We start from the raw sequence: 24674 nt of genomic DNA, 5'->3' as shown, positions 1-24674 counted from the left end.
TGGAAATATCTGTCATTCTGGATTCACAATTTCGACTTTAAACAACATTTAATATTCAATTTTAATGTGTTAAAGTTTCTATATTCCATTCTAAAGTAACTTTGAATTGGGGATTAATGAAACTTTTTAAGCAATTGTTTAAAACGAATATTGAGGGGGTGGCGGGCAAGTGACCACAGCGGTCTTGGATCAAAAAACCATTCAGCTCAATGGTCTGGATGTAGATGCAGAAATTGCACGCATGGATCGTGCGCAGCATCAGCGGAAAACCTGGCAACGCCGGGTGATAGTTGCTGTGCTGACACTTATTGTCGCCATGGGCTTTAGTTTTGGTGCATTTGGCAACAAAGAGCGCGAGGCTGACGCTTTTGCGTCGGCAATTATCGCGCAGGTCGTTGGTGCTATGGGCGAGGTTGCTTTTGAAGCGATCTGTCCCAGTGACGGTGACACGGAAATGTTGCTCAAGTGCATTACTGAGAATCTCGGCGAGCTTCACATAGTGGAGAAATGCTTGGCTGCTGACGATGTTCTTAAGTGTTTCTATGATGCAAAAAACGAAGAAACACGCAAAGAGGAGAACCTTGACAAGGCGCCTGATTACTCGATGTACCGCATGGCCTCTGCTATGGCGTCCTTCTACTCCAATGGCCGTGCAGCAACTGCAGGTATTGAAGAAGGTGACGGTAATGAGTTCACTGATGTAGAGGACGCTGGCCTTGGCGCGTGGGGTGGTGTTCTTAATAAGGCTGCTAATGGCGGTGACGTGCTGGGTTATTCAGATCCGAAGCACAATGAAGACTCTGGTTGGTTCTTCGGTGTTGGTGATGCGAATAACCAGAAGACATATTCTTATGACTCTTTGGCTACGCATTCGTACAAGGGTCCTTACCAATATGCGTTGTTTGGCGCGACACTCAGTGGCTTAGGTCTCGATGGTTCTGCAGCGCAAGACTCTGCGACTGATATGGCGCAGCGTAAAGGTATGGGTTACTCGATCATGGCTGTGTACATGATTTCTGGTGGTATTGATCTTGTCTTTAACTCTGTACTAAAGGTTTTGACGACTATTAACCCCTTCCGCCTTCTTGTGACGCCGGCGTCACAGAACACTAATGCCACTTTCACTGAGGGTATGGCAGGCGGACAGACCGCAGCAGGTACTCCATTTGAAGGCATGACGAGCTTCTTTACCCAGATCTATAACTGGGCTGTCAGCATTGGTTGGCTTGTGGTTATCCCGGTCTCACTTGGCCTGACCATGATGGGTATTCTCATGATGCGCCGCATGGATAAGGGTTCGGCAATTAAAAAGGTCGCGATCCGGGTTATTTATGGTGTTGTTGGGTTGCCACTTCTTGGTGTGACCTACACCGGCGCGCTCGATTCTTTGTTGAGCGCTGGTAGCTCGACCGGTGCGGGATCAAACGCGACAAAAATCGTGTTGTCCACCTATGTTGATTTCCAGTCGTGGGCAGAGAATACACGTTTACAGATCCCGTCGAAGGTAGGTAATGCCAATGTGATCTCATGGGATCTGGATGAGCAGGCGCCGACAGGTCAATCATTGCGGACGGTACGGAATACAACATTGGAAATTAATGCGAACTCAAATTATTATTTCAGTGCTTTTAAAGAACCTGGTGCAGCGATTGATTTAGAGTTCCAAAACGGTGAAGATGCAGGCTGGATGTCAAAGATGTCTAACCCTAAGTCCTCGGAGATGAATAATATCGTTGGTGGTGGTGGCGCAGCTGCACAAAACTCAGCAACGACTATTTTTGGCCGTACTGTGGATATGCTTACTCGTTATATTGAAAATGAGAGCCTCTCTTCGGGTAGCTTTGAGACTTCGATTCGAAGTGCTATGGAGGACTTGGCGAAGGATGATCCAACTTCTGCGTCAGATGTGATGGCGTGGGTGACCGATTACAATACTGAGTCGTCCATTAAGGAAAAGACTGCAGAGGACATTGCTGAGGCGAAAAATCCACTGCTAGCGGTTCATGACTCGGCTGGCTTGGCAAGTGCGCAGATCAGTGATAGCGGAATCGGATTTAGGACACTTGATCCGACTGTACGTTGCACTAATTCTGTTGTTTCTACGGCGAGTGGACTTGGCGGAATTTGGGATGATCTTTTTGGTGGCTTAGTTGGTGGCTTGCCAGGTGATCTAGGCGCAGCTCTCGATGGTGACTACCGCAGTTATTGCAACTTGTCCCCGCTGACGATGTATAACTACCTCAACACCTCCTTCAACCCTGCTGACGCCGGTGTCTACTCGGCCTCGACATCAACCTCCACCTATTCACGTGCGTCCCATAACTCGGTGAATCTCATCGGCACTGGTGCAATGTCTATCGTGTACTGGTTCTCTGCGATCTCGCTCATGGGTAGCTTTATTGTTATTGGTATCGGTTATGCCGGAGCAATGCTGTTTAACTCGATTCGACGTTCTATTTCGTTGATTGGCGCTGTTCCTTTCGCAGCCATGGGCTTTATCGCCGGTGTCGCTAAGGTCATTGTGTACACAGTGGCGATGTTCATTGAGATTATCGGTACCATTTTCTTGTACCAGTTGATCACCAAGTTCCTCATGACCGTGCCGGCGCTTTTTGAGCAACCTTTGGCATCGACACTTCGTGATGTTGAATCTGATGCGGTGGTTGCTGGTGGTATGGGTCTTGTTGGCTTGGCTTTGAGCGCCTCGAATAACATGGCTGTTGCAGCGTTGGTTATTACGGTGATCTCTTCGCTCGGTGTCATCGTCTTCACTATCATCGCGATGAAGGTGCGTAGCTCCCTGGTATCTGGCGTTGATGAGGCTGTGACCTCTGTTGTTAACCGGTTCCTCGATACGCAGGTTTCTTCTGCGGGTGCTACCTCTGGTGACGGCATGATGCGTCGTGCTGCTGCGACTGGTGTCGGTATTGGCGCCACCCATGCACTACTTCGTAGTGATGATGGCGGATCTGATTCAGGTTCTGGCTCAGGCGGCGGCGCTGACGGTGGTGGATCTGGCTCAAGCAAGCTCGGTGACTTTGCTAAGACCGGTTTGGCTACTGCTGGAATTGTTGGTGGTGCTGCAGGTGCTGGATGGCTCGCCAAGGAAGGCATTGATCAAGCAGCTGAGGGCATTATGGACGGCGACGGCGATGGCTCGTTTGCAGCAGGTGGCGACGCTACTGTTGATGCCGATGCGACAGCTGGTTCTGCTTCAGGAACGGTCGATGGTGACTATGTAGCAGATGGCGATACAACCGCTTCTGCGGATGCTAGTGCTGATTTCGTTGACGGTGCTGTTGGTGGCTCTGGTCAGGCATCATTTAGCAATGCTGCGTACAGTGCTGATGGAACCACCCTCGACGGTGAGGGTGCGATCGTCGATGCACAGGGCAACCCGCTTCATGCTGATGGCACACCAATGAGCGCTGCTGAAGCTGAGACGAAGATGGCTGGTCTGAGCTCGTCAGGAACCATGATGGAGAAATCTGGTGTGAAGTCGAGTGGCATTACCACGGCAGCTGATGTCATGGATGATCAGTCCCTGGCAAGCAGTGTCACTGAGTCTGGTCTGTCAAAGATTCCAGACACTTACGGCGCAGAGGTCTCTGGCGCTGTGGGTGCGGTTGGTACCACTGGTGCTGATTACAGTGCGACAGGTTCTGGTGCAGGTCTGAATATGAGCGAGGCTGCGCTGCAGGGTGGTGCCCCAGTGGGTGCTCTCGCTGGTGGGTCTGTGTCGAGTTCAGATCAGGCTGTGAATGATGCAGCGCTTCAGGTTGCAGCATCCCAGGGTCTTGCACCAGCTAGTTCTCTCGGTGGCGTCGAGCCGCTTAATGCTCAGGCCACTGAAGCACCGGTTGGAAAGGCTGGTAAGCAGCTTGGTGATCTTTCTGGCTCGGCACTGAATACTCAGCTGGCGTCCATGGGTCAGCAGGTTGGCGACAGTGTAAACAGTGCTTATGCAGCAGGTGGTATGGGTGGTGTTGATGTGGCCGGTAAGTTCACTGAGGCGGCACAGCACTTGTCACAGGTTCCTGGTCAGATCCAGAATGCAGTGACTAATGCTGATGCAGGTACCTCTGGCGCAAGCTTTGGTCAGATGGCACAAGGTGCAGCCGGCATTGCGGGTGTTGCAGGTGTGATCGGTGCAGCGGGCGCAGCAAGTTCCGCAGCACAAGGCGCAGGCACTGTCTCAAGCGCAATGGGTAACGCTGCGACAGGTGCTGGATTTATCAGTAACGCTGTTTCTGGTGGTGCTGCCGGTTCTACAGGTGCTGCTCATGTGGTTAACGCATCACATGGACCTGTAGCACCTGGTCAGGCTCACTACCAAGAGTCTGGACATGCGCAGGCATTTGTGCAGAACAACCAGGCCAATACTGCACACACAGCGAATACAAGTACTCCGTCATCAGCTCAGATTATGGGTGCGAACGTCGCAGGCTCGCTGGCATCACAAGCTGTTCGAGGCTTCGGACAGCCTGGTCAGATGGGTGCTAATGTTCGTGACGCGATGGGTGGTAGCGGACGCACTGGTGGTCGTGGTGGAGCAACCCAAGGCGGCGGAGGTGCACAGCGTAGCGGTGTCAGTGCCAAGAATGGCATTCGTGGACAGCGAAGCCAGAAGCCTTCTGCGACCAGTCAGGCGATGAACGCAGCGATGCGATCAGCTGCGGTAAGCAGCCGCATGGCAAGCATGGGCGGCAACGAGACACAGCAGCAGGCAAAAAAGACTGATCACGGTGATCAGGGGTCACAGCCACAGGGCGGTGACACTGGCTCGAAGCAGTAATGAGCCGGTAGCCACTAAGTAAGTAAAGAAACCCCTGAGAAACATTGATGTTTCTCAGGGGTTTCCCTGTGTCTTATTAGGGTGTATTTTGCTTCTCTTCTGGGACCGTTAGATATTAAGGATTATTTAAGTAATAAATGTTTTAAGGAATTGAAACCCATTAAGAAACAGACTAAATTATTGGTTGGTAACAAAAGTTGTTTATTACTTATGGGAACAGTGTGGAAAGTAGGGTGAATATGTCAATTCCTGGAAATGTTAGTTATGTTGCACAGGGTGGCACCGGTTGGGATGGTGCTGATCAGTACACCACGGGTGAGAGTTGGGATCTACAGTCGTTCCTTGAAAACTCGACTGACTACCTCATGATTATTGGTGGTTCGCTGCTGGCACTTGTTGGTGGTGCTGCTGTGATTTGGGGCTTTGTCAACGTGATGCGCAAGCTCTTCGGTGGTCAGAGTGGTCAGCAGATTCAGTGGTTCACCACTATTTTGCTCATCATTGTCGGTGGTGCGTTCCTAGTTGGTGGTATCACACTTGCGCTGAACTTTGCGTCTGGTGCAGGCGATACGGTTACCGGTTTCGGTACAGGTGGCTAAGATCTAGCGCCACGCAAAAAGCACATTCTCAGATGTCTGAGGGTGTGCTTTTTGTATGTTTTGGGGGCGTTAGTTGAGTTAAATAATGCAGTATGTTTGTTTATTTAATTGTGTTAAATTTAATTAGTCTTTAAATAGTTAAAATAAGTTTGTCATTAAAGAAATGGGGTAGAGCTATGACAAATACTGTGCAGAGAAAAACAAAGCAGAAAAAGTCATCATCAAATAAAGAGGGTATGCAGAAGAAAGTCGATCGTATTGTCAGTCGCTTTCGTTTAGGGCAGCACTACACGATCGAGCGGGTAGCACTTATTTCGGGTGCAGCAGTGGTATCAGGGTCACTGCTTTTTGGCAGCACAATTGTTTACGCAGTGCAGGCCGGCAACATTGATTTTTCTCAAACAGCTACGTACAACGTCGAGTTTCGATCATCACGAACCAACCAAGTCAGCGAGCTCGCAGGCTTTTGGAAAAATGTAGAGGGCACACGGGCTTTTGCTGTTATTAAGTTTGCTGTTCCCGCCAATATGTCCACTAATGCTGAGGATTATTTTGCCTATGTCACCGGTGTGAAAGACCTTGGCACCAGTCCCAAAGCAGCAGATGTCTCTCAAGCAACTGTGGGTTCCATTTATAGCTTTGGTGATGGTCGAATTGGGCTCATGCTTGAGGCCCCCGAGGGCTTTGATATGCAGGTTCTCAACATCACAATGCGTGCAAAGAAAGAGCTTGTCGAAGTCGATAGTACAAACTTGACCTCGGAGAATATGAAGGCTCAAGGCTATGACGATTCCTTTATTGATCATGACCAGTGGCGCATCATGCTCAATCCAGCGGCAGAGACTTTGGCGACGTTGCCGGCATTAAATGACGAACAGATTGATCTCCGTGCGTTGTATTGGCAGACCTCTATGACAGATACGGAGGTGGGTCACCGACAGGCACTAGATACGTCACTTTCACGTATGAACGCACTGCTTGGTCGCATCGAGAATTACAAGGAGGCGCTCGGCGTTACGAGCGCGACCATTATGGGTGAGCGCGTGTCGCTGATTGAGCCTATTCCGCATGAGTCAATTCGCGGCGATCGTATCGAAGGTTTGGCAAGTGTCGATGTTACCAAGCAGCTCGCTGAGGACCCCACCGGGAAATCTGTCCCAGGTTGGGAGGACAAGACGTTCATGGCTGCGTCGCTGGATAATCTGATGAGTGAGGGCTATCAATACAATTCATACCGCCTGGTCACCGATCATATTTTTGGTGGCGGTTATGACTTTGATTGGCGTAATCGCACCACACTGGACGGTTATCTAGACAGTGTTATTCCAGGTGGACAAGACGCGATGGACTGGATTACTGATCACGCTTACCAAACCAAAGAGACGTGGAATGCCACCCAGATGGAGTGGGTCTTAAGCAATGGCGATCGCCTAGAAGATCATGTGCTCAGTGAAGGCGCAAAGCCGCTCATTGATCTGAAAAACAATCTGGCACAGGCATACCAGGACTACTTCAACGAAAAGCAGCGCTACCAGCGACAACTTTTGCAACAACTGTTGATCTCGGAAACACAGCTTGATCAGGCCGTGGAAAATACTCAGGTTGCCCAAGGTTCCGACGCTGTTGAATTCCGTTTCTAGATTTTTTTATTGATTGTGAGAGTGCATTGTGGCTAATGATTTTATAGAACCAAATGATGCCCCCGATGCACCTGATAATGGTGACTCGGGAGGCTCAGGGTTTGTTGATGAAGCAAAAGATAAGACCCGCTCAGCTGCACAAGGCTTAGGTTATGGTGCACTACGTGTAGGTTTTGGTACTGCAGCACTTGCAGCCAATGGTGCTCGCTCTATGGGTAATTTGGCTAAAAACCTGTGGACACGAATGATGGGGCTTGCCCTGTCTGCCGGTACTGGTATCTCTGCTGCTACAGGTGGCATGATCACCGCACGTGCAGGCGCAATGCTGGCGGGTACAGGCTCGGTGTTGTCGTCGGTGACGACTATTGCGTTGATTGTGTCGATGATTGTGGTGCCGGCAGGTCGAAAAGACGGCATTATCGAGCTGTGTGAGACACCTGTAACGACCAACCCGTTTACCATTGACGCAGGTGATATGACTGAGAACGCGAAGTTGGTGTACGGTGCGCTGTCGTATCTTGGGATGAATGATCAAAATATCGCCGGCATCTTGGGCAACTTTGAGACAGAATCAGGTATCGACCCGACTTCGGTGGAGGGTATTTTTGATGAACCAAATACCATCGGTCCCCGGAAGAGAGCTGCGTGGGATAAGAACTTTGAACCTCAGCCGATGGGTATTGGGCTTGGGCAGTGGACAGCAGGGCGCACACAGATGTTGCTAGATTTTGCTGCCGATAGAAATCGAGACTGGCATTACATCGACGTGCAGCTTGCATTTGCTATTGGTGGCGACAATGAAAGCGATCGCAAGGTTTTTTTGGAAATGGTTGATAATAAAAACGCCAGTAGCAATAGCCCCACCGCAGCGTCCGAGTATTTCCTGCGTGAATGGGAGCGTCCGGCAGATGTCCCAGGTAATGCACCCATTCGTGCAGAGCAAGCATCTAAGTGGTACGCGCAGATGGGTGGTTGGCAAAAGAACTCAACCTTGGGTGAGTCTGTGATCTCTATGGCTGATGGTGCAGCAGCAAAAGCCACGGCGCGTGATGAGCAGGATGCTCTTAATGATTGTCCTGAAGAGGACCGCACCTCAGGTGGAAACACGTCCGCAGCAGAAGCAATGGTGACGATTTCGCATCCTTATTTGGCTGATTCTCGTGGCAATGACGGTACCGATATTTACCGCTATATCCATGATGAAGTGCTGACCGGTGATCCGTATTACGCATCCTGTGACCGTGGCGTTGCCACCGCTATTCGCTGGTCGGGTACGGATGATACGTTCCCGGCAGGCCCAACAGCAGCACAGTATGAGTATGTTGTGGGCACAGGATCGAGCCGTTGGGAGGAAATCGGCAATCTTGCCACTATGTCAGAAAGCGATTTGTTGCCTGGCGATGTGCTCCTTGGTGCACCGAATCACGTGGCGATGTATGTCAGCAATGAGGTTGTTGTGGACATGTTGGGCCCTGGTAATTCAGAGCCTAATGCAGCTATTGGTCACGCATCGTTGAATGACCGTTCGCCTGCGTTGGACACCCTAAGCCTGGATGGTTGGGGTGTGAACTTCAAGGTGTTCCGCAACACCAAGTCCGAGACAAACTCAGTGTTCTCCGGTGTGCAGATCCCTGCTGGCAAAGAAATTGGCGAGATGACTAACCCAACGATGACAACTCCTTCGGGATAAGTTTTTCTCACGCTGGGTTGGTCTAACGGGGCGTATGAGCTGCTAGTTGGCGCTTGTGCGCCCCGTTATTGTGTAATAACTTATATTCTAGAAACTTTAATAACTTAGTAACTTTAAAAGGGGTTTAATATGGCTGAGAATAATGGCGGGTCGGATGACCTTAAGCCCATCTCTGTCGATGGGGTCGTCAATGGGGAAGTGCGCAGCGATAAGGAAAAGCAAGCGTTCGAGAAGATTACCGGTGATGATCTGCGTCGTCGTGCAGAACAAATCCGTAAACGTCGTCTAGCAAAAGCGCAAGAAGATGCAAGTAAGCGAAAGCCGCTGTTTGGTTTGGGTCGCATCGCGATCACTGTGCTTGCTGGCGCTGTATTTATTGGTACAACGTTGTGGATAAGTACCACCTCAGGTGGCTTTGACGACAAGGTAAGCGCAAACAATGAGCAGATTGTTACCCTGCGTAATGAAGTTAATGACTTAAAAAACACTGCAGAGGCAATGCCTAAAAAAGAGACTCTTGCTAGTCAATTTGATGCAGCAGCCTCACGTGCACAGAATGTGGCTGATTTACAGAATCAGTTAGCCGGCATTATTACCAGTGTCGATGATGATGTGGCTACCGAGCAGTTTAAGGCAATTGTTGACGAGCTCAAGCCAAAATTCACGGTATCCGCTGGTACAACAGGTGAATTTCAGGCGGCAGGTCGTTGGTACCAGCCACAAGAAGTTGTTGTTGGAGATAATAATCGCCCCACCTGGGCACCCATGGGTGCTGAGTCCTGGGAATGGGCTGTGATCCCCACACTGTCGATGTCTGATACTGAGCACGTGGTGGTGATGTGGGAGGCGCGTTTGACTGGTGGAGACCGTGACGGTGCACTGTTGGCATGGGTAACAGCTGATTACAACATCAATACCGGCGTGTTTAGTTCGCTGGCGTTGGCGCATACCTATGAGGGACATCAGCGTATCGGTGCAACCACTTCACCAACTGAATTTGGCGCTCATGGCACAAACGCCGAGGCGAGTGCCGCGCGTGCTGGCGGTGAAGCCGGAGAGCTTGAGGGCGAAGATATTTTTGTTGATGAACTACAGCGAGCGCTAGAAATCGCTGAGCTAAACAAGGCACAGGAGAACCGATAATGACGACGCGAAACCTACACAACCAGAGTGGTGTGACTGAGGATGAGCCGATGCTTGATCAGGTCAAGCGCTTTTTCGTTCGAAATATTGTCATGATTATTGCGTTGATTTTGGCAGTGGTGGTCATCATTGTTGCTATCAGTACTTCTGCTGATCGCAGTGCTGTACTAAAGCGTCAAACTGGCGAGATTATGGCCTTGCAGCAAGAGCGCGATGCGCTAAACAGTAAGCTCGATGGTCAGTTAGAGCAGGTAGTGCGTGATGCTACTGGCGGTATGGATGCTGAACATAAGGCTGCAGATGACGCAGTTGTTCGGGAGTTTTTGACCATGGCGCTGACCTGGGACAGCGTGCGCGACTACCTTGACGTGCGTGAACAGGTGATGCGTGTTTATGACTTGGATGAAGAATCACAGTTTATGTCTGTGTTTATGCCTGGTGAGATGGCAGGTATTGCTCGCACAGACCCAACTGGCGAAGTGCACTACGCCTATGATGCGGATCTGTCCAACCGCTTTGGCAGCTTAGAATCTGTGGTCACTCGTATTAATGGCACAGAGTACAGCTATGTATCCACGGTGACGATGAAGTCGAAGCGATCTGGCGGTGAGGCGGAAACAACCTCCACATCACGGCTTGCCTATGACGTGATTGACGGCAAGATTCGTAACCTCGAAGCACGCACTGTTCCCGGTGGTGTGAAGTACTCAGGTTAAAAGTTTCTGGGGCAACCCCCAATAGTTAGTCGGTGACTAGCTATTGGGGGTTTTGTCTTTTAATATTATAAAAAGAAAGTGACAAACATACTTGTATTAAAAAGGAATTGGGATAAGCACTATGGCACGAGCGAAAAATAAGAAACAGCGACAATTGCAGCGCGCTCATGATGTGGTACAGGTTGAGAATGCAGAGGCGGTGGCGGTTGATACGGTGGAACCGATCACTGCGCGCACCGGTGGGTGGCCTACGTGGGTTGATAAGGTCTGGAACCTCACCGGCTCACTGGGTGGTTGGTTTGCTTTCCTGGTTTTTGTCATCGCGGTGTGGCCGGTAGCGATCCTTGCAGCTGGCACTGTGGTCACCATCATCGGCACATGGGGGGTATCAGTGCTGCCAAGTCTGGTTATTTCTAGCATTGGCGCTTCTGCCGGTGTGATTGTTTCCACCACTGATGGATTCCTCTTTAGCTGGGTCATCCCGGTGCTTTTCCTCATGATTGTGCTGGCACTTGTTGTGATGAAGGTACTTAATCTCATCTTCGGCGCCTTGTGGCGTTTTACCATGACTCTGCGACAGGGGTTGTATGCGGGGCGTGAAAAGGTCTCCCGTGAAGAAGCTAAGCGCGCCCGAGCAAGCAAGAAACTACTTAAGCAGCAGGCCAAAGAGTCACAGAAGCAGCGCAAACTAGATGCCATCTACTCGGCAGAACAGGCCGAAGAGACTCTGGCGCACCAGGAGCAGTCTGAGTCAGAAGAGTCAGACGATAAGAACCGACACGACGCCCTCAACGACGCTGTTGTTGCAGCTCGCAGCATTAGTGTCCGTTACTAATTAACGCGACCATCACGATACGTAGAGAAAAGAGAAACGATATGAAGCTTGCAGGTTTTAACACCAATTCACCGGCAGCGCAGCGGGTTGCTGAACAAGGTGAAAAAGTACAACTTGATGCGCCGGTATACGCGGTGTTTACCCCAGATGTTGTTGAAGTTGAGTTTATTGGCACGCAGCATGAACCGGTATTGCACGTTGAGGGTGCCATTGACAGCGTGACCGCATTGTCGCAGCTACCGTACGACATTCAAAAAATCACGTTTGATTCAGAAAACCAACAGCGTTTTAGTGGATTTTATAAATTCAGTCCACAGCAGCATAAAGATCTCATTGATAAAGGACTGTATCTAGAAGGTTTCCAGCCACCGCGCGAGATGATGACGAGCCTGCCGTGGGAGTTGCCCATGAATGCCGACGTCACTGTCGTGGCACCAGAGTCGCAGGATGCACCACCGATTGTGCTTGTGGGATTATCGGAGATTCATGGTGTGGATTTTAGTCAAGAATCCTCTGGCTATGAGCTCACCAGCATGTTTGAGGACTACCGTAGCCAGCGTGAAGCGGGCGAGGCGGGCACGGATCTATCTGAGTCGATTTCTCGCGCAGAGATTGAGGGCAAGGATATTTTCGCTGATGCCAACCGCACCCGTACCGGTGTCAGTGCACATGCGCAGCGCCTTGAGCAGGAGCGAGCGCTGAGCGCGGCACAGTTGATGGCGAAACTTGCTGGAATTTCCTTCCAGACTGAGCCTGTGCTTGTTGGTGCTGAAGAGAGCTTCGATGCTGAACAGTTCCTTACCCATGATCTTGATGACACTGCTGGTATGAGTGAATGGGAGCGCGAAGTCACCGAGTTCTACAACGAGAAGATTCGCACCCAGGAGCCTGTGGTGGAGCGAGAAATTGAGCAGGACAGCGAACGTGAGACTGGGGTTGATACTGCACCAACTGTTAGTGCTGCAGAGATTGACGATGTTGTTCATGATCTTGATGAGCTTGAATTCGATGACGTTATTGATCTTGATGCCGATGATGTTGTCGATACCGTTGAGGCAGAAGCACCAGCGAGCATTAGTGCTGCAGAGATTTCTGCGACAGAGCTTGATTTTGATCGCGAGCCACGCGCTAAGACCGCACAGCGTGAAGCCAGCCGACGTGTCGCACAGAAGATCCAGACTCAAGAATCTGTGCGTGAGGCATATATTCGCGAGCAAAAGCATGGATATGACACCACGCCTGTGGAGCAGCGTGAGCTTGATGAAAAAATTGCAGAACGCGGGCTAGACCTATAACGAGAATCGGCGCTACTTTAAGCATGTTTGTGCTGGTGGCGCCGATTTTTCCATAGCTATACACACATAAGGCAACAGGAGAAATACAGTGAAACTCGATGACGCTATGGTCATGATTGAACAGCGCCTGGTCAAAGGTCGCGGTGCAACCAAGACACAACTAGAGCCCTATGAGCATATCCAGCACAATATTGCAGCCCGAGGGTTGAGAGCCGATGACGGAGGTTCGTGCTTCGGTTATGGTGACGCGTCGCTCAGTAATGAAGATGTAGCAACCGCTGCAGAAGATATTCAGGATCTGTTTGCGTGCGGGCATACAGTCATCTCGGCAATTGTCGTTTTTGATAAGAGCTATCTTCATGAGCATGGGGTTATGGGCTTTGACCTGAATTATTTTGGTCAGGATATTTATGCGGACACTCATCCAGACATTGATCTCATGGAATTACGCTTAGCCGTGATGAATGGGCTCATGGGGCTTGAGGGAACGTTTTTTGAGGACGTGCGTTATGTCGCATCTGTCGAGGTGAGTCGTAGCTATGTGTATGCGCACATCATTATGGCCGATGCAGGTTTTGGTGTCGATGACGCACGTGGCAACGCACAGGTGCAGATTACGGACACCGAGCGTGTGTTGTTTAGACGTGGTGTTGAAGCCTGGCTTGTGGATCAAGAGGCGCGCAACGTCGTGCTTTAGGCAAGGTGAGGCATCAGGAGAAGCAACAGCGTCGTTACCGTTTTGGTGGCGGCGCTGTTGTTGTAGTAGTTAACGAAAGAGCTGTGGGGAAAAATGAGTTTGAAACAAGCCATTATCGTGCGCAATGAATACACGATCAAACAAGCAAATGGTAAAGGTTCTCGGGGATCATCACCAGGTAAATATATTTCTGGCTATATGGCACGCAGTGATGCGGTAGAAACAGTGGCGCCGATTGTGCGCAACAAACTAGATGACTTCATCATGCGGTATATGGCCCGTGATAGCGCTGTGGAGCAGCTCACCACGGACAGCGAAACAGGCTATGACCAGCAGCCTGAAATGAGCCCTCGTCGTGGCCGGCAAGGTCGCCGCACCACCTTGAAACAACGTCGTGAAGAACGCAGCGCCCGGCGAGCAGCACTGCGCGCGGGCGCGGACACAGCTCCCGACACCGCCAACCCATCACAACCTGTGCACCCTAGGGAACTCGCAGAATTTACTACCCAGGATGGGCAGCGCGTACATGATTTGATGCTGAGCGCTCAGGGTAATGGCGGTGTGGCCTTTGGCTACGGCGATGTCTCACTGTCGCACGATGATCTTCATGCAGCAAGTAACAATGTGCAAGAGCTTTACGAGGACGGCCACACCGTGATGAAAGTGGTTTTGTCTTTTACTCAAGAATATTTAGCAGAGCATGGTCTTATTCCAGAGGATTTAGATATTAAGCGTGCCGGTGATTATCGCGGGCAGGTCGATCAGATGAAGCTGCGGATGGCTGTCATGCACGGTGTCGATCGTTTAGCGCAGCGCCATTATGATGACCTACGCTATGTTGGCGTGATCCAGGTCGATACGAAGCATGTGCACGCACACTTGACTCTGGTCGATGCCGGTCATGGGAATCGTGCAGCTGATGGCACGCAAAAAGGCAAAATCAATGCACCCGGTAAAGCAGTTCTGCGGCGTGGTATTGATGCCTGGCTTGATCAGCATCAGCATATGGCGCACTTGTCGGCAGCGGTGGGGTATGAAAAACGTAATGTCACCAGTTATGTCAAGCGCTGGGCGTTTCATCAACTTACCCAAGAAAGTGCTGCGCAATTTGTAGTCGCTTGTTTGCCCGAGGATAAGCGCCTGTGGCGCGCATCGACCAACGCCAAAGAAATGGATAAGCCGAATAGATTAGTGCGTGAGTTGGTGGAGGCGCGATTAGGTGAATCAGATTCACCCATGCCGGCAGCAATGTCCCAGGTTTATCAGTATGCACAAAAACGCCGGGTCAAAGAAGGTTTAGGCAAGCAGGACACACAGCGTTTGATTGATAATGGTCGGGAAAAGATCATTGAGCAGGCTATGAATGGTGTCTACAGTGTCCTATCTGCGATCCCCGATGAGCAGCGCGATGTCTCGACAGCCATGTTGACTGTCATGGGTCAAGACTATGAGGATTTGCTTGATGGTATTGCACGGAAAAAGAGTAAGGATCTAGACGAGCAGGGTGGTAGTGGCACACAAGAAGTAGAAGCGGAAGCGCCTGAGCCAAGTATTGAGGAATTTGGGCTGCGTTTGCGCTCGTATTCTGCACGGTTGAACCATCACCGCGAACAACGCCATGAGTTTGCTGCGAAAAAACGATCCTGGGAGGACGCTAATGCTCAAGGTCTAGCAGATCCCACCTCACAGGTGATGTGGAGTTTTTATGATGCCGAAGAGCAGTACCATGCAATGTGCCAATCGAAGTACCAGCACTTTTTAACCTTTGCGCCACCTGTGGGTCAGTGGGAAAAACAGTGGGCTGAGGTTGCAGACTACGGCAAAAAGGTGGTGGGTCTGCGTGCTCTGCGTGCGGATCGTTCGTTGGCTCGTATGAGCGATGAACGTGCTGCTGAGGCTTTAGGCCGTCAACTTTATGATCAACCAGGCGGTGGATTGCTTGCACGCACAGGTGCTGAAGGTAAAGCCGGACGTGCTGTCTTAGATGGTCGAATTGAGCGCATGATGGTGACCTATGGGCAAAAAATTGATGATCTGCGTCGAGAATGGGCGCAGCTAGGAGCTCGTTTAGAGGTCGGTGGGGATGCTGTATTGATGGACGCAGCAGATCCACGCGAGGCTGGGGGAGAGGTTGCAGATGAACGACATATACAGCAGCAAACAATTGAGTTGCCGGCTGCTGATGTATCTGATTCTGTGCGCACGTATCTTGAGGAAGAGTCACGTGATAGTACAGAGCGTGAGACTCATGACCCGGTGCATCATTTGCGTGGCCGGTTTCAGGTGGTGTTCCGACCGGAGCATGATTTTGAGCAGGTGCGCGGGGTTGATTTACATGATCTACATTATGACTGGTTTAGCGATCAAAAAGTCAGTCAACCGATTGTGCGTAGTTATGGAGAGCTTGTCACCCAGCGACGGTATGCCTTTGAGCGTGCACGGGAGTGGATGATCAGCTCGCAGCAAGAGCCCGAGGCGGTGGTCGAAGAGTTGGGTGTAGCGGATGCCGATATTTCACGCATGGAAGCAACGAGCATTGAGGTTTCTCGCACCGGTATTTTACGCAGCGCCATGCTTGCCAGGATCAAAGAGCAGGCGCGACAGCGTGCCCAGCGTGCAGCAGAAGAGCAGGCTCTTCGTGAAGAAGAATTAGCAGCGCAACGACAACAAGAGATTGATCAGGTACCTGTACAGCCAGCTTTTGAGGTGGTGCAACGACGTGTGCAGCAAGAATCTGTGCAGATCAAGCGAGGTCGAACAGTCACACTGGATAAGCGGGTACAACCACTTATTCGCGATGCAGTGGATCGGGCTGTGCTGGATGGTGGCTTAGGTTAATTGATTAAAAAGAAAACTTTGACATGTATTAAGTCGATGTGTTCTTTTTTTGTTTAAAAAATCTATTCAAACAGGTGTAAATAAATTTCATAAGTTTTCGAAAAAAGTATTGCATTTATTTGACAAGATGATTATGCTTCACATTAATACTTAATAAGAATTGTTTGGGAAGTCATAAACAAAGTCCCAAACAAACTAGTGCGAAAGGGCTTTTATCATGGCGAATTTCCGAAGTAAAGATAAAGATGGCAATGTCATCAACCCGAATGCGTCCACTAAGGGTGTAGATCTCGTTGTCAATGTCTATGACAGCGCCAAGCATGTGACCGAAAAGGGTAACACTATTCACTTTGCGGATGTTCAGGTAGCTCAGATCCCAATTGATGCTGATGGCACTCGTGCGAATGCGAATCTTGCGCCACAGACTATGCCTCACCTCCACCTTGAAACTAAAGGTGGTCAGCGCAACACAGGCGTTGCATATTCTGATGCGCAGATTCAGGCGATGCAGGCGGTGGCTGCACAGGGGCGTAATCAGATGACACCGCTTTTGAGTAAAGACGGTGAGACGGTCGGTTACTCCATGTTGGTCAAGGCAGATGTCATGTTCCCGAAGACTAAGGACGGCAAGTCTCTTCCTCCGGTCATGAACACTAAGTCTTTGCAGCCATCCGGGGTTCCCATCTCAGACGCGATGAATATCCAGCAGCAGCAATTTATGGCTGTGGCTATGAATCGCCAAGCAGCGGAAGCGCAGAAGGCTGCGCAAGCCCAAGCTACCCAGGCTCAAGCACCACAGGTGGCACCGCAGCCAGTTATGCAGAATCAGCAGCCAGCGTATGCGGGCGCTCCGGTCTATGCCGATGCGGTAGCACAGGCAACTGCTCAGCAGGCTGCAGCCGCAGCTCAGGTTCCGCAAGCACCTGCCGGAAACCCTTTCACTCAGCCGCCGGCAGTTGCCGCAGCTTTGGCGCCACAGGCAGCTCAGCAGCCGGTAGCACCACAGGTTGAGAACGAACCACCGTTCTAAGAGTTCTTTAACACACACACCCCAGCAAACTTATTTGTTGGGGTGTTTGTCTCGGGACTCATTTACTAGATATTTTGGGAGAAGAATAAAATGGCAATTCCACTTCTGGCCGTCGCAGGAACAGTCGCCCCTGTTGCTGCGGGATGGGCGAAAGATAAGTTTTTGGGCAATTCGCAGAACAATCAGCAAGCTCAGAACCAGCAGATGAGCTTCGGGCAGGTAAACAATACTGCTCAGAACTCTGCAGAGAATAGTGGCTTCATGGGTCGGTATGGCAATATGGGCGCTGGTCTTGCCGGTGCAGCCGCAGGTGCAGGGCTTGCCTACAACGACTTTGAAGACGGGCAGAGTTTGTCGTCGAAAGCGCGCAACATGGTCGGCAAAGGTCTCGCTGGTGCAGGTGCTGGTGTGTTTACCAAGCTTGCTAATGATGCGATTCAGGCCGAAGGTGGCTCAATGAAGGCGAGTGCATATTCCGCTATTGCCGGTGGCCTGGGATCGTATCTTAAAGATGGTGGTCCAGGTGTGCTGAAATCTGCGATGGCAAGCGGTGTGACCGGCTTTGGTGCCGATAAAATACACGATAGTTTGGCCGAATCGGGTCACGAGGGTCTCGCTGACTCGTTGTCTGGTGCCGTTCAGGGTGGCGGGCTTGGTTACTCGACACTTGGTGGTCTCACCGGTGCTGGCATTGGTAGCGCAACAGGCGGTCTTGCAGGACTGGCACAAAACTACTTTGGTGGTGGTGATGACTACAGCAACGCTGGAACATCTGCATCAGGGTTTGGTGCCAACCAGGTGAGTAATGAGATCAGCACCGAGATCCCGCAGTTTGCGAATCTGGGTCAGCCCCAGCGAGCTGAGATCGCACAGGTAGCGCTACCTCAGGAGTCGCGATCTGTGGACACTAGCTACGACCAAGGTTACGAGGTCTAGTAGGCCTCAGACCTCAAGGCGAAACAACAACCCCGTTTCCAGCTGTGCTGGGAGCGGGGTTGTTGTCCATTTCTCGCTATTTAAAAGTCTACTTTTAAAGTATTAATATTACAGGGGAGTAAATTAGTATATTTTCGGATTGGGAAAGTAGATAATAAGTTATGAAAATGGGAACGCCGGAGAATGAGGTTATTCTCCACACCTGGAATCGCACCACACGCTGCGAAGTAGCACGGGATGCAGCCGATCACCGTGTACGAGTCACAGAAATAACGGAGTCCCGGTGGACAGTACACATCATTGTCAGTGGGGTTCTCAGTGCGCTGGCCGTATTGGTGCTCATTATTGGTGCCGGTTTGCCGTTGTTGTACGTGCCGATTTTTGTGGCGGTGATTGTCATGGTGGTCTACGCACTGTTGCGCTATGAGCAGCGTATGTCTGGCACAGTGTATGAGGAAGCTGATCCTGTGGAGATGGATTCGGTGATCTGGGAGGGTATCAAGAACGATATTGCAGCAGACATTGCGGCCCGAGCCGAAGCGAAGAAGGCTAAAAAGCCCGTCGCCTCAGATGCAGCAGCAGTTGGAAATTATATTGCGTCACTGCGTCAGCACATGTTGGTGGAAACGCAACGACGCTATCACCACAAACTTGGCCGTGAGCTGCATAATAATCCCGCACAGCTAGAGGATTATGGTTCAGGCTTGCGCGGGTGTGAATGTCGCGCGTGTGCTGTGGCGGACAAACTTGATGTCACCGTGCAGGCTCATGGTGTCGCACAGGCAAGTGTTCGTAAAAAAGACCGCCTCATTATTGGTCGAGCTGATGGCGTCGATGTCGCCGGGTGGTGGAACCATAGGCAAGAATCTCAGCGTAAAGTTCGGGCAGCCAAACAGCTAGAACGTGATGCACAGCGTAAGCAGACTCAGGCTGAGCGCGACAAAGAGGCAGAACGTAAGCGAAAAGCACAGGAATTTGTGGCAGAGCAGTCAGGGAAAGCTGCTGTCATTGCACAGCGTGCCGAGAAGAAGGCTGCAAAACAAGCACGTCTCGCGGAGCTGGCTGCACAGAAACAGGTTGCTCACAAGGAGAAAGTGCAGCGCAAGAAAGATAACCACCGTGCGAAGGCTGCGCACAAGAAGAATGCGCTAGAAGTTAGTGTCGTTGATAATTCTGCGGTTGATGAGGTGTTGGCTTATGTCAATAAAACCAGCGGAATTTCGGAGCGGAGAGACGCTGATAACCCAGTCGATGCAGACGGTGCCCAGATAGACGTGGCAGCAGGTGTTCGCGATGTCTAAATCGCATGATGATCGAAAAATTGCTGAGCTCGAAGCGCAATTTCACAGTCTTGGGCTTGACAGCACTGAGCTGGTCACTCTTGATGCGGGTACAGCGCGGTTGTTGGATGTACCTGTAGGTTTACGTCAGATTGAAGCCGAGGTGATGCTCGTGAATTTCAGCGATGACGATAGTGGTGGTGGCGGAGACACGATTAAGTTTGTGCATTATCAACCTGATGAGTCACAACCCTATGTATGGGTCATGAAGCGGGTGTATCCCTTTGAGGCAATGAAAAAACTCATGGTGGCGCTATTTATTACGCTCTGTGTACTCATTGTGGGTGGTCCGGCCCTAGGTCTTATTTTTGGCGGTTTTGTCGGCGTGCTTATTGGCCTGTGCTTGGGCACGTCTGCTGCGATGATTGTCGGCCCTTTTGGGTTGATGCGCATGAAGGCGTACCCGCCGCACATGGATGGGCCGTGGGTGTATATGTCTCTGGATCAATGGAGTGCTGCCATGAGTGCAGCGCAGCAGGCAGAGGAGTCTTTTGTTGCGCACTGGGACAATATTTACGGGGATAATCTGCATTAACAAAATAATTAATAAAGTGTAGTATTTAATTGATTATTAAACTCAATTAACTTTTTTGTAAAGGTGGGGACATGACTCAGAGTATGGTAGGTGTGTCGGTAGGTGTGTCGATTAATCGGGAGATTGATGAAGACAAGTACCCCTATTTGAGCGCGTATGCAGCACCTGTTGCCGTACCGGTGCGTGAGATTGTTGGACGCGAAGAAGAAGTCAATAAGATTATGGCTGCGCTGATGCGACCAGAGATCTCGAATGTCATGCTCGTTGGTCCTGCGGGTTCGGGTAAAACCACGTTGGTGCAGCAAGCACTGGTGAAAGATCCAGAACGTAACTATATCGAGGTCGATGTAGCGAAAATGGTTGCGGATTTGAGCACGCCGGCGCAGATGGCAGCACGCATTAAAGGTGTGTTTGAAGACGCTATTGCTTATCGCAAGCACGAGGGTCATGAGCTGGTGCTCTTTATTGACGAGTTTCACCAAATTGTGCAGCTGTCTACTGCTGCGGTAGAGGCAATTAAGCCGATTTTGGCGATGTCAGGCGTGCTTGGTGTGCGTGTTATCGCTGCGACCACGTTGGAAGAATTTCATGAGCACATCAGGCCGAACCAAGCATTGACGGAGCGCTTGCAGGAAATTCGACTAACACCGACCGATCAGAAGACCACTGTGGCGATTTTGCGTGGTATGGCGGATCGTTATGGTGTAAGCGATCAGTTTTATGACGATCACGTTTTTGAGCAGATTTACTCCACCACTGAGCGTTTTATGCCGAGTTCTGTCCAGCCTCGTAAATCAATTCGCGTCCTTGATGCAATGGTGGGTTGGCATCGACTCTCTGGCAAGCCGATGGATATGGATCTGCTGGGCGATGTGCTCCACGATGCTATTGGTGTGGATATTGCCTTCAAGGTCGATGGTACGAGCATTAAAGACAAGCTTGATGAGAAAGTGATGGCGCAAAGTCTCGCTACGACTGTGGTAGCACGTCGTTTGCAGCTGGTGGTGGCCGATCTTCATGATAAGTCCAGGCCACTGTCGAATTTTTTGTTCACTGGCCCCACTGGTGTGGGTAAAACAGAGCTAGTTAAGCAGTTGGCACGAGTACTGTTTGGTGATGATACCGGGCGCCTTATTCGATTTGATATGTCGGAATTTGCCTTGGAATCAAGTCTAGATCTGTTTAGGTCTGAACTCACGCGCCGCGTGGCAGACCAGGGTAATGCCATTGTTCTGCTCGATGAAGTAGAAAAGGCTGACCGAGCTATTGCACGGCTTTTGCTGCAAGTACTTGATGATGGTCGATTATCTGATGATTACAACCGCGAGGTGAGTTTTCTTAATACCTATATTGTTATGACAACCAACGCTGGTTCTGAGATTTTCGAGACTATTTCGAATTACGCCACTGATGACACAGGTGATGGACGAGCAATTAAAGACTTTATTAAAAACATTCATACGTCAATCAAAAATAAAGGCTTTCCACCAGAACTTCTTGGGCGTGTGGATGAGATTGTGCCGTTTCAACCACTATCGGAAACGACGCAGGACAGGATTATCACCAAAAAGCTCAAAGATGTGGCTAGTGAGGTATACGCACGACATGGTGTGGTTATGCACTGTTCGCACAAGGTGATGGAGTTCTTGTTGGTGGATCAGGTGGAGGAAAGTGCGGAGTCCGGTGGTGCCCGTGGTGCGGTGCGATCTTTGCAGCGGGAAGTAGTCACCGAGGTCGCAACCTTTATTAATACCTACCCCGAGGTGCGTGACATTTACGTTGATGTCGATGGTCAGATGCGTAATAAGACCAACCGTGTGTCTACAGCACGTGTGGTGATTAAGCGTGTAGAGGGGTAATTACTCTGGGGTCGCTTGAATAAGTTATAAACACAAAGAAACTCAATATTAAAGTCGCGTAATTAGTGTTATATTAATTACGCGACTTTAATAGTTTTCGACATATGTAGATTCTCGAAATACAGCGGAAAGCAGGGGTTATGCTCGATTCATTGAAAAATCGCTTTACCAAAGCGAAAAACTCTCATGGAGTGGGGGAGGGGGCTGTTTCTGGCGATGCGGCACTAAAGCCATTGCGCAAAGAAGAACGACTCGCTTCGGTCATTCAGGAAACCGAACCAGGTGCTGCAGTCGAGGTTATGCGTCGCAATGACGCATTCGCCTTGCCAGGTGAGACCGGTTGGGTAGTCATGCTGCTACCAACTCACGATCCACAATTCGGTGGGCTCAATGCCAAAGAAAAGAGCAATGAGGATAAGGGCACGATCATCAATCTGGTGATCAACGATGATATTCATTCTGTGGTTACGCCTGAACTGCTCGATAATGATGTACTCGGTGTCATTCCAGATGAAGCCTCTTTTGATCGTATGGATGAATTTGATCTGCTGCGCAACAAGGCGCGCTGGCACTACGGTGTCGCTGCAATTGAACCGGATACGGGTGAGCTGGTGGTGTTCAAGGTGCCAGCGAAAAACAGCGCTTCGGCACGCGGTGACATTTTTGCAGAGGTTGGTGACGTACTTAGTGGTGCGACTGACCTCGAAGACGTGGTTGATTTCGAGGTTATCGCGACGTTCTTGGAGGTATTGAACGAGACCTCGGAGGTAGATATTGATGACGAAGATGGTGACGTGCCCTATGGTCTTGAGGGTGTCAATGCAGCGGGAGTTATCACTGATGATCTCATTCGCGAAAAGCTTAATGCGGGCTCCTATCCGAGCAGTGCAGAGATCATTGACAATATTGTGCACGTGTTCACCAAGTTGCAGGGCAAGCATCATGTAGCGCCACAGCCGGTGCTTCACAGCGCAGACGTAGTGGATGCTGATGCACAGGAGTCCCATGACACAGTGGTTATTGCGAGCCTTGATGATGCCGAACTAGCAGAACAGGTGGATACGCCGGATTTCAGTGATGGTTTTGGTATTGACGATGTAGAGGCTACCGAGCCTGAGGATGAGTCCGCGGATGAGGCGCTTGCAGAAACGGTAGCCGATGCAGATCCTTTTGGTGACGATGACGAGGCACCTTTTGGTGATGTAGTAGAAGACGATCCTTTCGGCGGTGACGATGAGCCAGATTTTGGTGCATCTGGTGTAGCACCAGCACCAGTAGCCGGTATGTCTGATGAGCAGATCCAGGCGCTGATTCGTGGTGTGTCTGAGTCCGTGCAAGCAAAGACTGGTTCAGAGCTGAATGCTCTGCGAGAAGATCTTGCACAAGCACTGGCTTACAATCCGGTTCAGGATTCTCAGGCAGCATTGGCGCAGGTGCACGCAGCTGATGACCGAAGCTTTGACGCTGATCAAGTGGGCGATGCTGTCACCAAACGTTATGTTAATGACGACTTGGGGCTGTATGTCGATGAAGCAAACTTCAATAACGCTCTGACTAGGGCACCGTTCCAGGTAGCGATGCCGCAATTCCAGGAGACTACACCGTGGTTAGGTGATCAGCTTCGTACATTGGTGACGGTATTTAATGGTCAGCTGCTTGACCAGCATCAGCGTGATTATGAAGAAGTACGCGCGATGTATATTGCTCTAAACGATCGCTCTAATCTTGAGATCGCTCGTGATCTTGGACTGGATAATAAGGATTCCGAATTCTACGAGGTTTACCGCGCCATTGAGCGTGACCGCGATGTTATGGCTGGTGATCAACAGCGCGTGGAGTCAGAGCGTCGTCAGCAATTGCAGCAGGAGTATGAGGCGAACCGTGAAGAATATGTCATGGCAAAGATCGCAGAACAGCGCGTGGAGTACGACCGCCGCCATATGCCACGGCATACTGCATCACTTGAGGCAGTAGGTCGAGAGCTGACGAGCCTGCGGGATCGCACTATTGAGGATTACACAGCACGCATGAACACACTGCGTCGTGCACGTGCTGGTGAACGGGCTAACGCTGCAGAATCTCGCATTATTGACGAGCTGCGACCCATTGTGGAGCGCCAGGCGGAACTGCAACGAGCAACTTTCGACGGTTTCATTGGTGACCTTGACAAGTTTATTGCTGATCACCGCGAAGATGATCTGCGTTTGGCATCGGTGAATGAGCAGAAGCTTGCTGCGGATAATCGCGTGGCACAGCTAACCAAGGAAGCCGAAGAGCGCATCGAGGGTATCCGCGTCGAGACTGACAAGATGATCGCCTCCCAGCGACAGGCACTTGAGCGCCAGGAGAAGGAGTTTGCAGCAGAGCTTAAGCGTCGCGACACTATTGTCGCTGCATCGGAAGAACGTGCTGAGCGAGAAATTACCACCGCACGCCTAGATGCTGAAGCGGCGTTGAAGCGTATGGAAGAACAGATTCGTGCAAACAATGAAGTACACGAGATTGAAATGGCTGCCGAGCGTGAGCGTTCGGATCAGGCTGAGGCGAACTCGATGAGCTTTGTTGAGTCTTTGAAGCAGAAAGATCAAAGCTACGTTTTCATGATTGTCGGTAGTGCTGTTACGGCGCTGATTGCCGGCTTGGTCGCTGGTGGAGTGTTCTTCTAAAAGATCGCATTGTGGGTTCCAAAGTAGTCAGGTTGATGCCCGCCACATAAGAAATTGTGT

The 24674-nt window shown here is 50.6% G+C and carries 16 protein-coding genes; all 16 read left to right on the top strand.

Annotation, left to right across the window (positions count from 1 at the left end; genetic code table 11):
* The first annotated feature begins 169 nt into the window (after nt 1-169).
* The 16 genes from N24_RS09620 to N24_RS09545 all read left to right on the top strand — a co-directional run bounded on the left by N24_RS09620 (nt 170) and on the right by N24_RS09545 (nt 24614).
* On the top strand, nt 170-4795 hold the full coding sequence (locus N24_RS09620) for an ABC transporter permease (RefSeq protein WP_096456454.1): 4626 nt from the start codon (nt 170-172) through the stop codon (nt 4793-4795).
* Nucleotides 4796-5034: 239 nt separating this feature from the next.
* Nucleotides 5035-5394, top strand: coding sequence for a hypothetical protein (locus N24_RS09615; protein ID WP_011014646.1), 360 nt, complete (start codon nt 5035-5037; stop codon nt 5392-5394).
* 236 nt (nt 5395-5630) lie between these two features.
* On the top strand, nt 5631-7034 hold the full coding sequence (locus N24_RS09610; protein WP_096456452.1) for a hypothetical protein: 1404 nt from the start codon (nt 5631-5633) through the stop codon (nt 7032-7034).
* A 28-nt stretch (nt 7035-7062) separates the two neighbouring features.
* A complete protein-coding gene (locus tag N24_RS09605; protein ID WP_096456450.1) occupies nt 7063-8724 on the top strand; it encodes a phage tail tip lysozyme in 1662 nt (553 codons plus the stop codon).
* Nucleotides 8725-8853: 129 nt separating this feature from the next.
* Nucleotides 8854-9867: a hypothetical protein gene (locus N24_RS09600; RefSeq protein ID WP_096456448.1), complete on the top strand. Its 1014-nt coding sequence runs from the start codon at nt 8854-8856 to the stop codon at nt 9865-9867.
* Nucleotides 9867-10583: a hypothetical protein gene (locus tag N24_RS09595; protein WP_096456446.1), complete on the top strand. Its 717-nt coding sequence runs from the start codon at nt 9867-9869 to the stop codon at nt 10581-10583. The genes N24_RS09600 and N24_RS09595 overlap by 1 nt, the downstream gene beginning before the upstream one ends.
* 121 nt (nt 10584-10704) lie before the next feature.
* Nucleotides 10705-11418, top strand: a complete 714-nt coding sequence (locus N24_RS09590; protein WP_096456444.1) for a hypothetical protein — start codon at nt 10705-10707, stop codon at nt 11416-11418.
* Nucleotides 11419-11459: 41 nt separating this feature from the next.
* A complete protein-coding gene (locus tag N24_RS09585) occupies nt 11460-12713 on the top strand; it encodes a hypothetical protein (RefSeq protein WP_096456442.1) in 1254 nt (417 codons plus the stop codon).
* An 88-nt stretch (nt 12714-12801) separates the two neighbouring features.
* Nucleotides 12802-13410, top strand: a complete 609-nt coding sequence (gene mobL, locus N24_RS09580) for a relaxase MobL (protein ID WP_096456440.1) — start codon at nt 12802-12804, stop codon at nt 13408-13410.
* Between the two features lie 93 nt (nt 13411-13503).
* A complete protein-coding gene (gene mobL, locus N24_RS09575) occupies nt 13504-16248 on the top strand; it encodes a relaxase MobL (protein ID WP_096456438.1) in 2745 nt (914 codons plus the stop codon).
* A gap of 217 nt (nt 16249-16465) precedes the next feature.
* Nucleotides 16466-17278, top strand: coding sequence for a hypothetical protein (locus N24_RS09570; protein WP_096456436.1), 813 nt, complete (start codon nt 16466-16468; stop codon nt 17276-17278).
* A 90-nt stretch (nt 17279-17368) separates the two neighbouring features.
* Nucleotides 17369-18214: a hypothetical protein gene (locus N24_RS09565; protein WP_096456434.1), complete on the top strand. Its 846-nt coding sequence runs from the start codon at nt 17369-17371 to the stop codon at nt 18212-18214.
* 161 nt (nt 18215-18375) lie between these two features.
* Nucleotides 18376-19515 (top strand): hypothetical protein, encoded by a 1140-nt coding sequence (locus N24_RS09560; RefSeq protein ID WP_197702390.1) that lies wholly within the window; start codon nt 18376-18378, stop codon nt 19513-19515.
* A complete protein-coding gene (locus tag N24_RS09555; protein WP_096456432.1) occupies nt 19508-20089 on the top strand; it encodes an MFS transporter in 582 nt (193 codons plus the stop codon). The genes N24_RS09560 and N24_RS09555 overlap by 8 nt, the downstream gene beginning before the upstream one ends.
* Nucleotides 20090-20160: 71 nt before the next feature.
* Entirely contained in the window at nt 20161-21948 is a 1788-nt protein-coding gene (locus N24_RS09550) for an AAA family ATPase (RefSeq protein ID WP_096456430.1), read from the top strand.
* A 140-nt stretch (nt 21949-22088) separates the two neighbouring features.
* Nucleotides 22089-24614, top strand: coding sequence for a hypothetical protein (locus tag N24_RS09545; RefSeq protein WP_096456428.1), 2526 nt, complete (start codon nt 22089-22091; stop codon nt 24612-24614).
* The last annotated feature ends 60 nt before the right edge of the window (nt 24615-24674 follow it).

Origin of the sequence: Corynebacterium suranareeae (assembly GCF_002355155.1) — a bacterium.
In the GTDB taxonomy this organism is placed as follows: domain Bacteria; phylum Actinomycetota; class Actinomycetes; order Mycobacteriales; family Mycobacteriaceae; genus Corynebacterium; species Corynebacterium suranareeae.
This window is presented reverse-complemented; position numbering and strand designations above follow the sequence as displayed.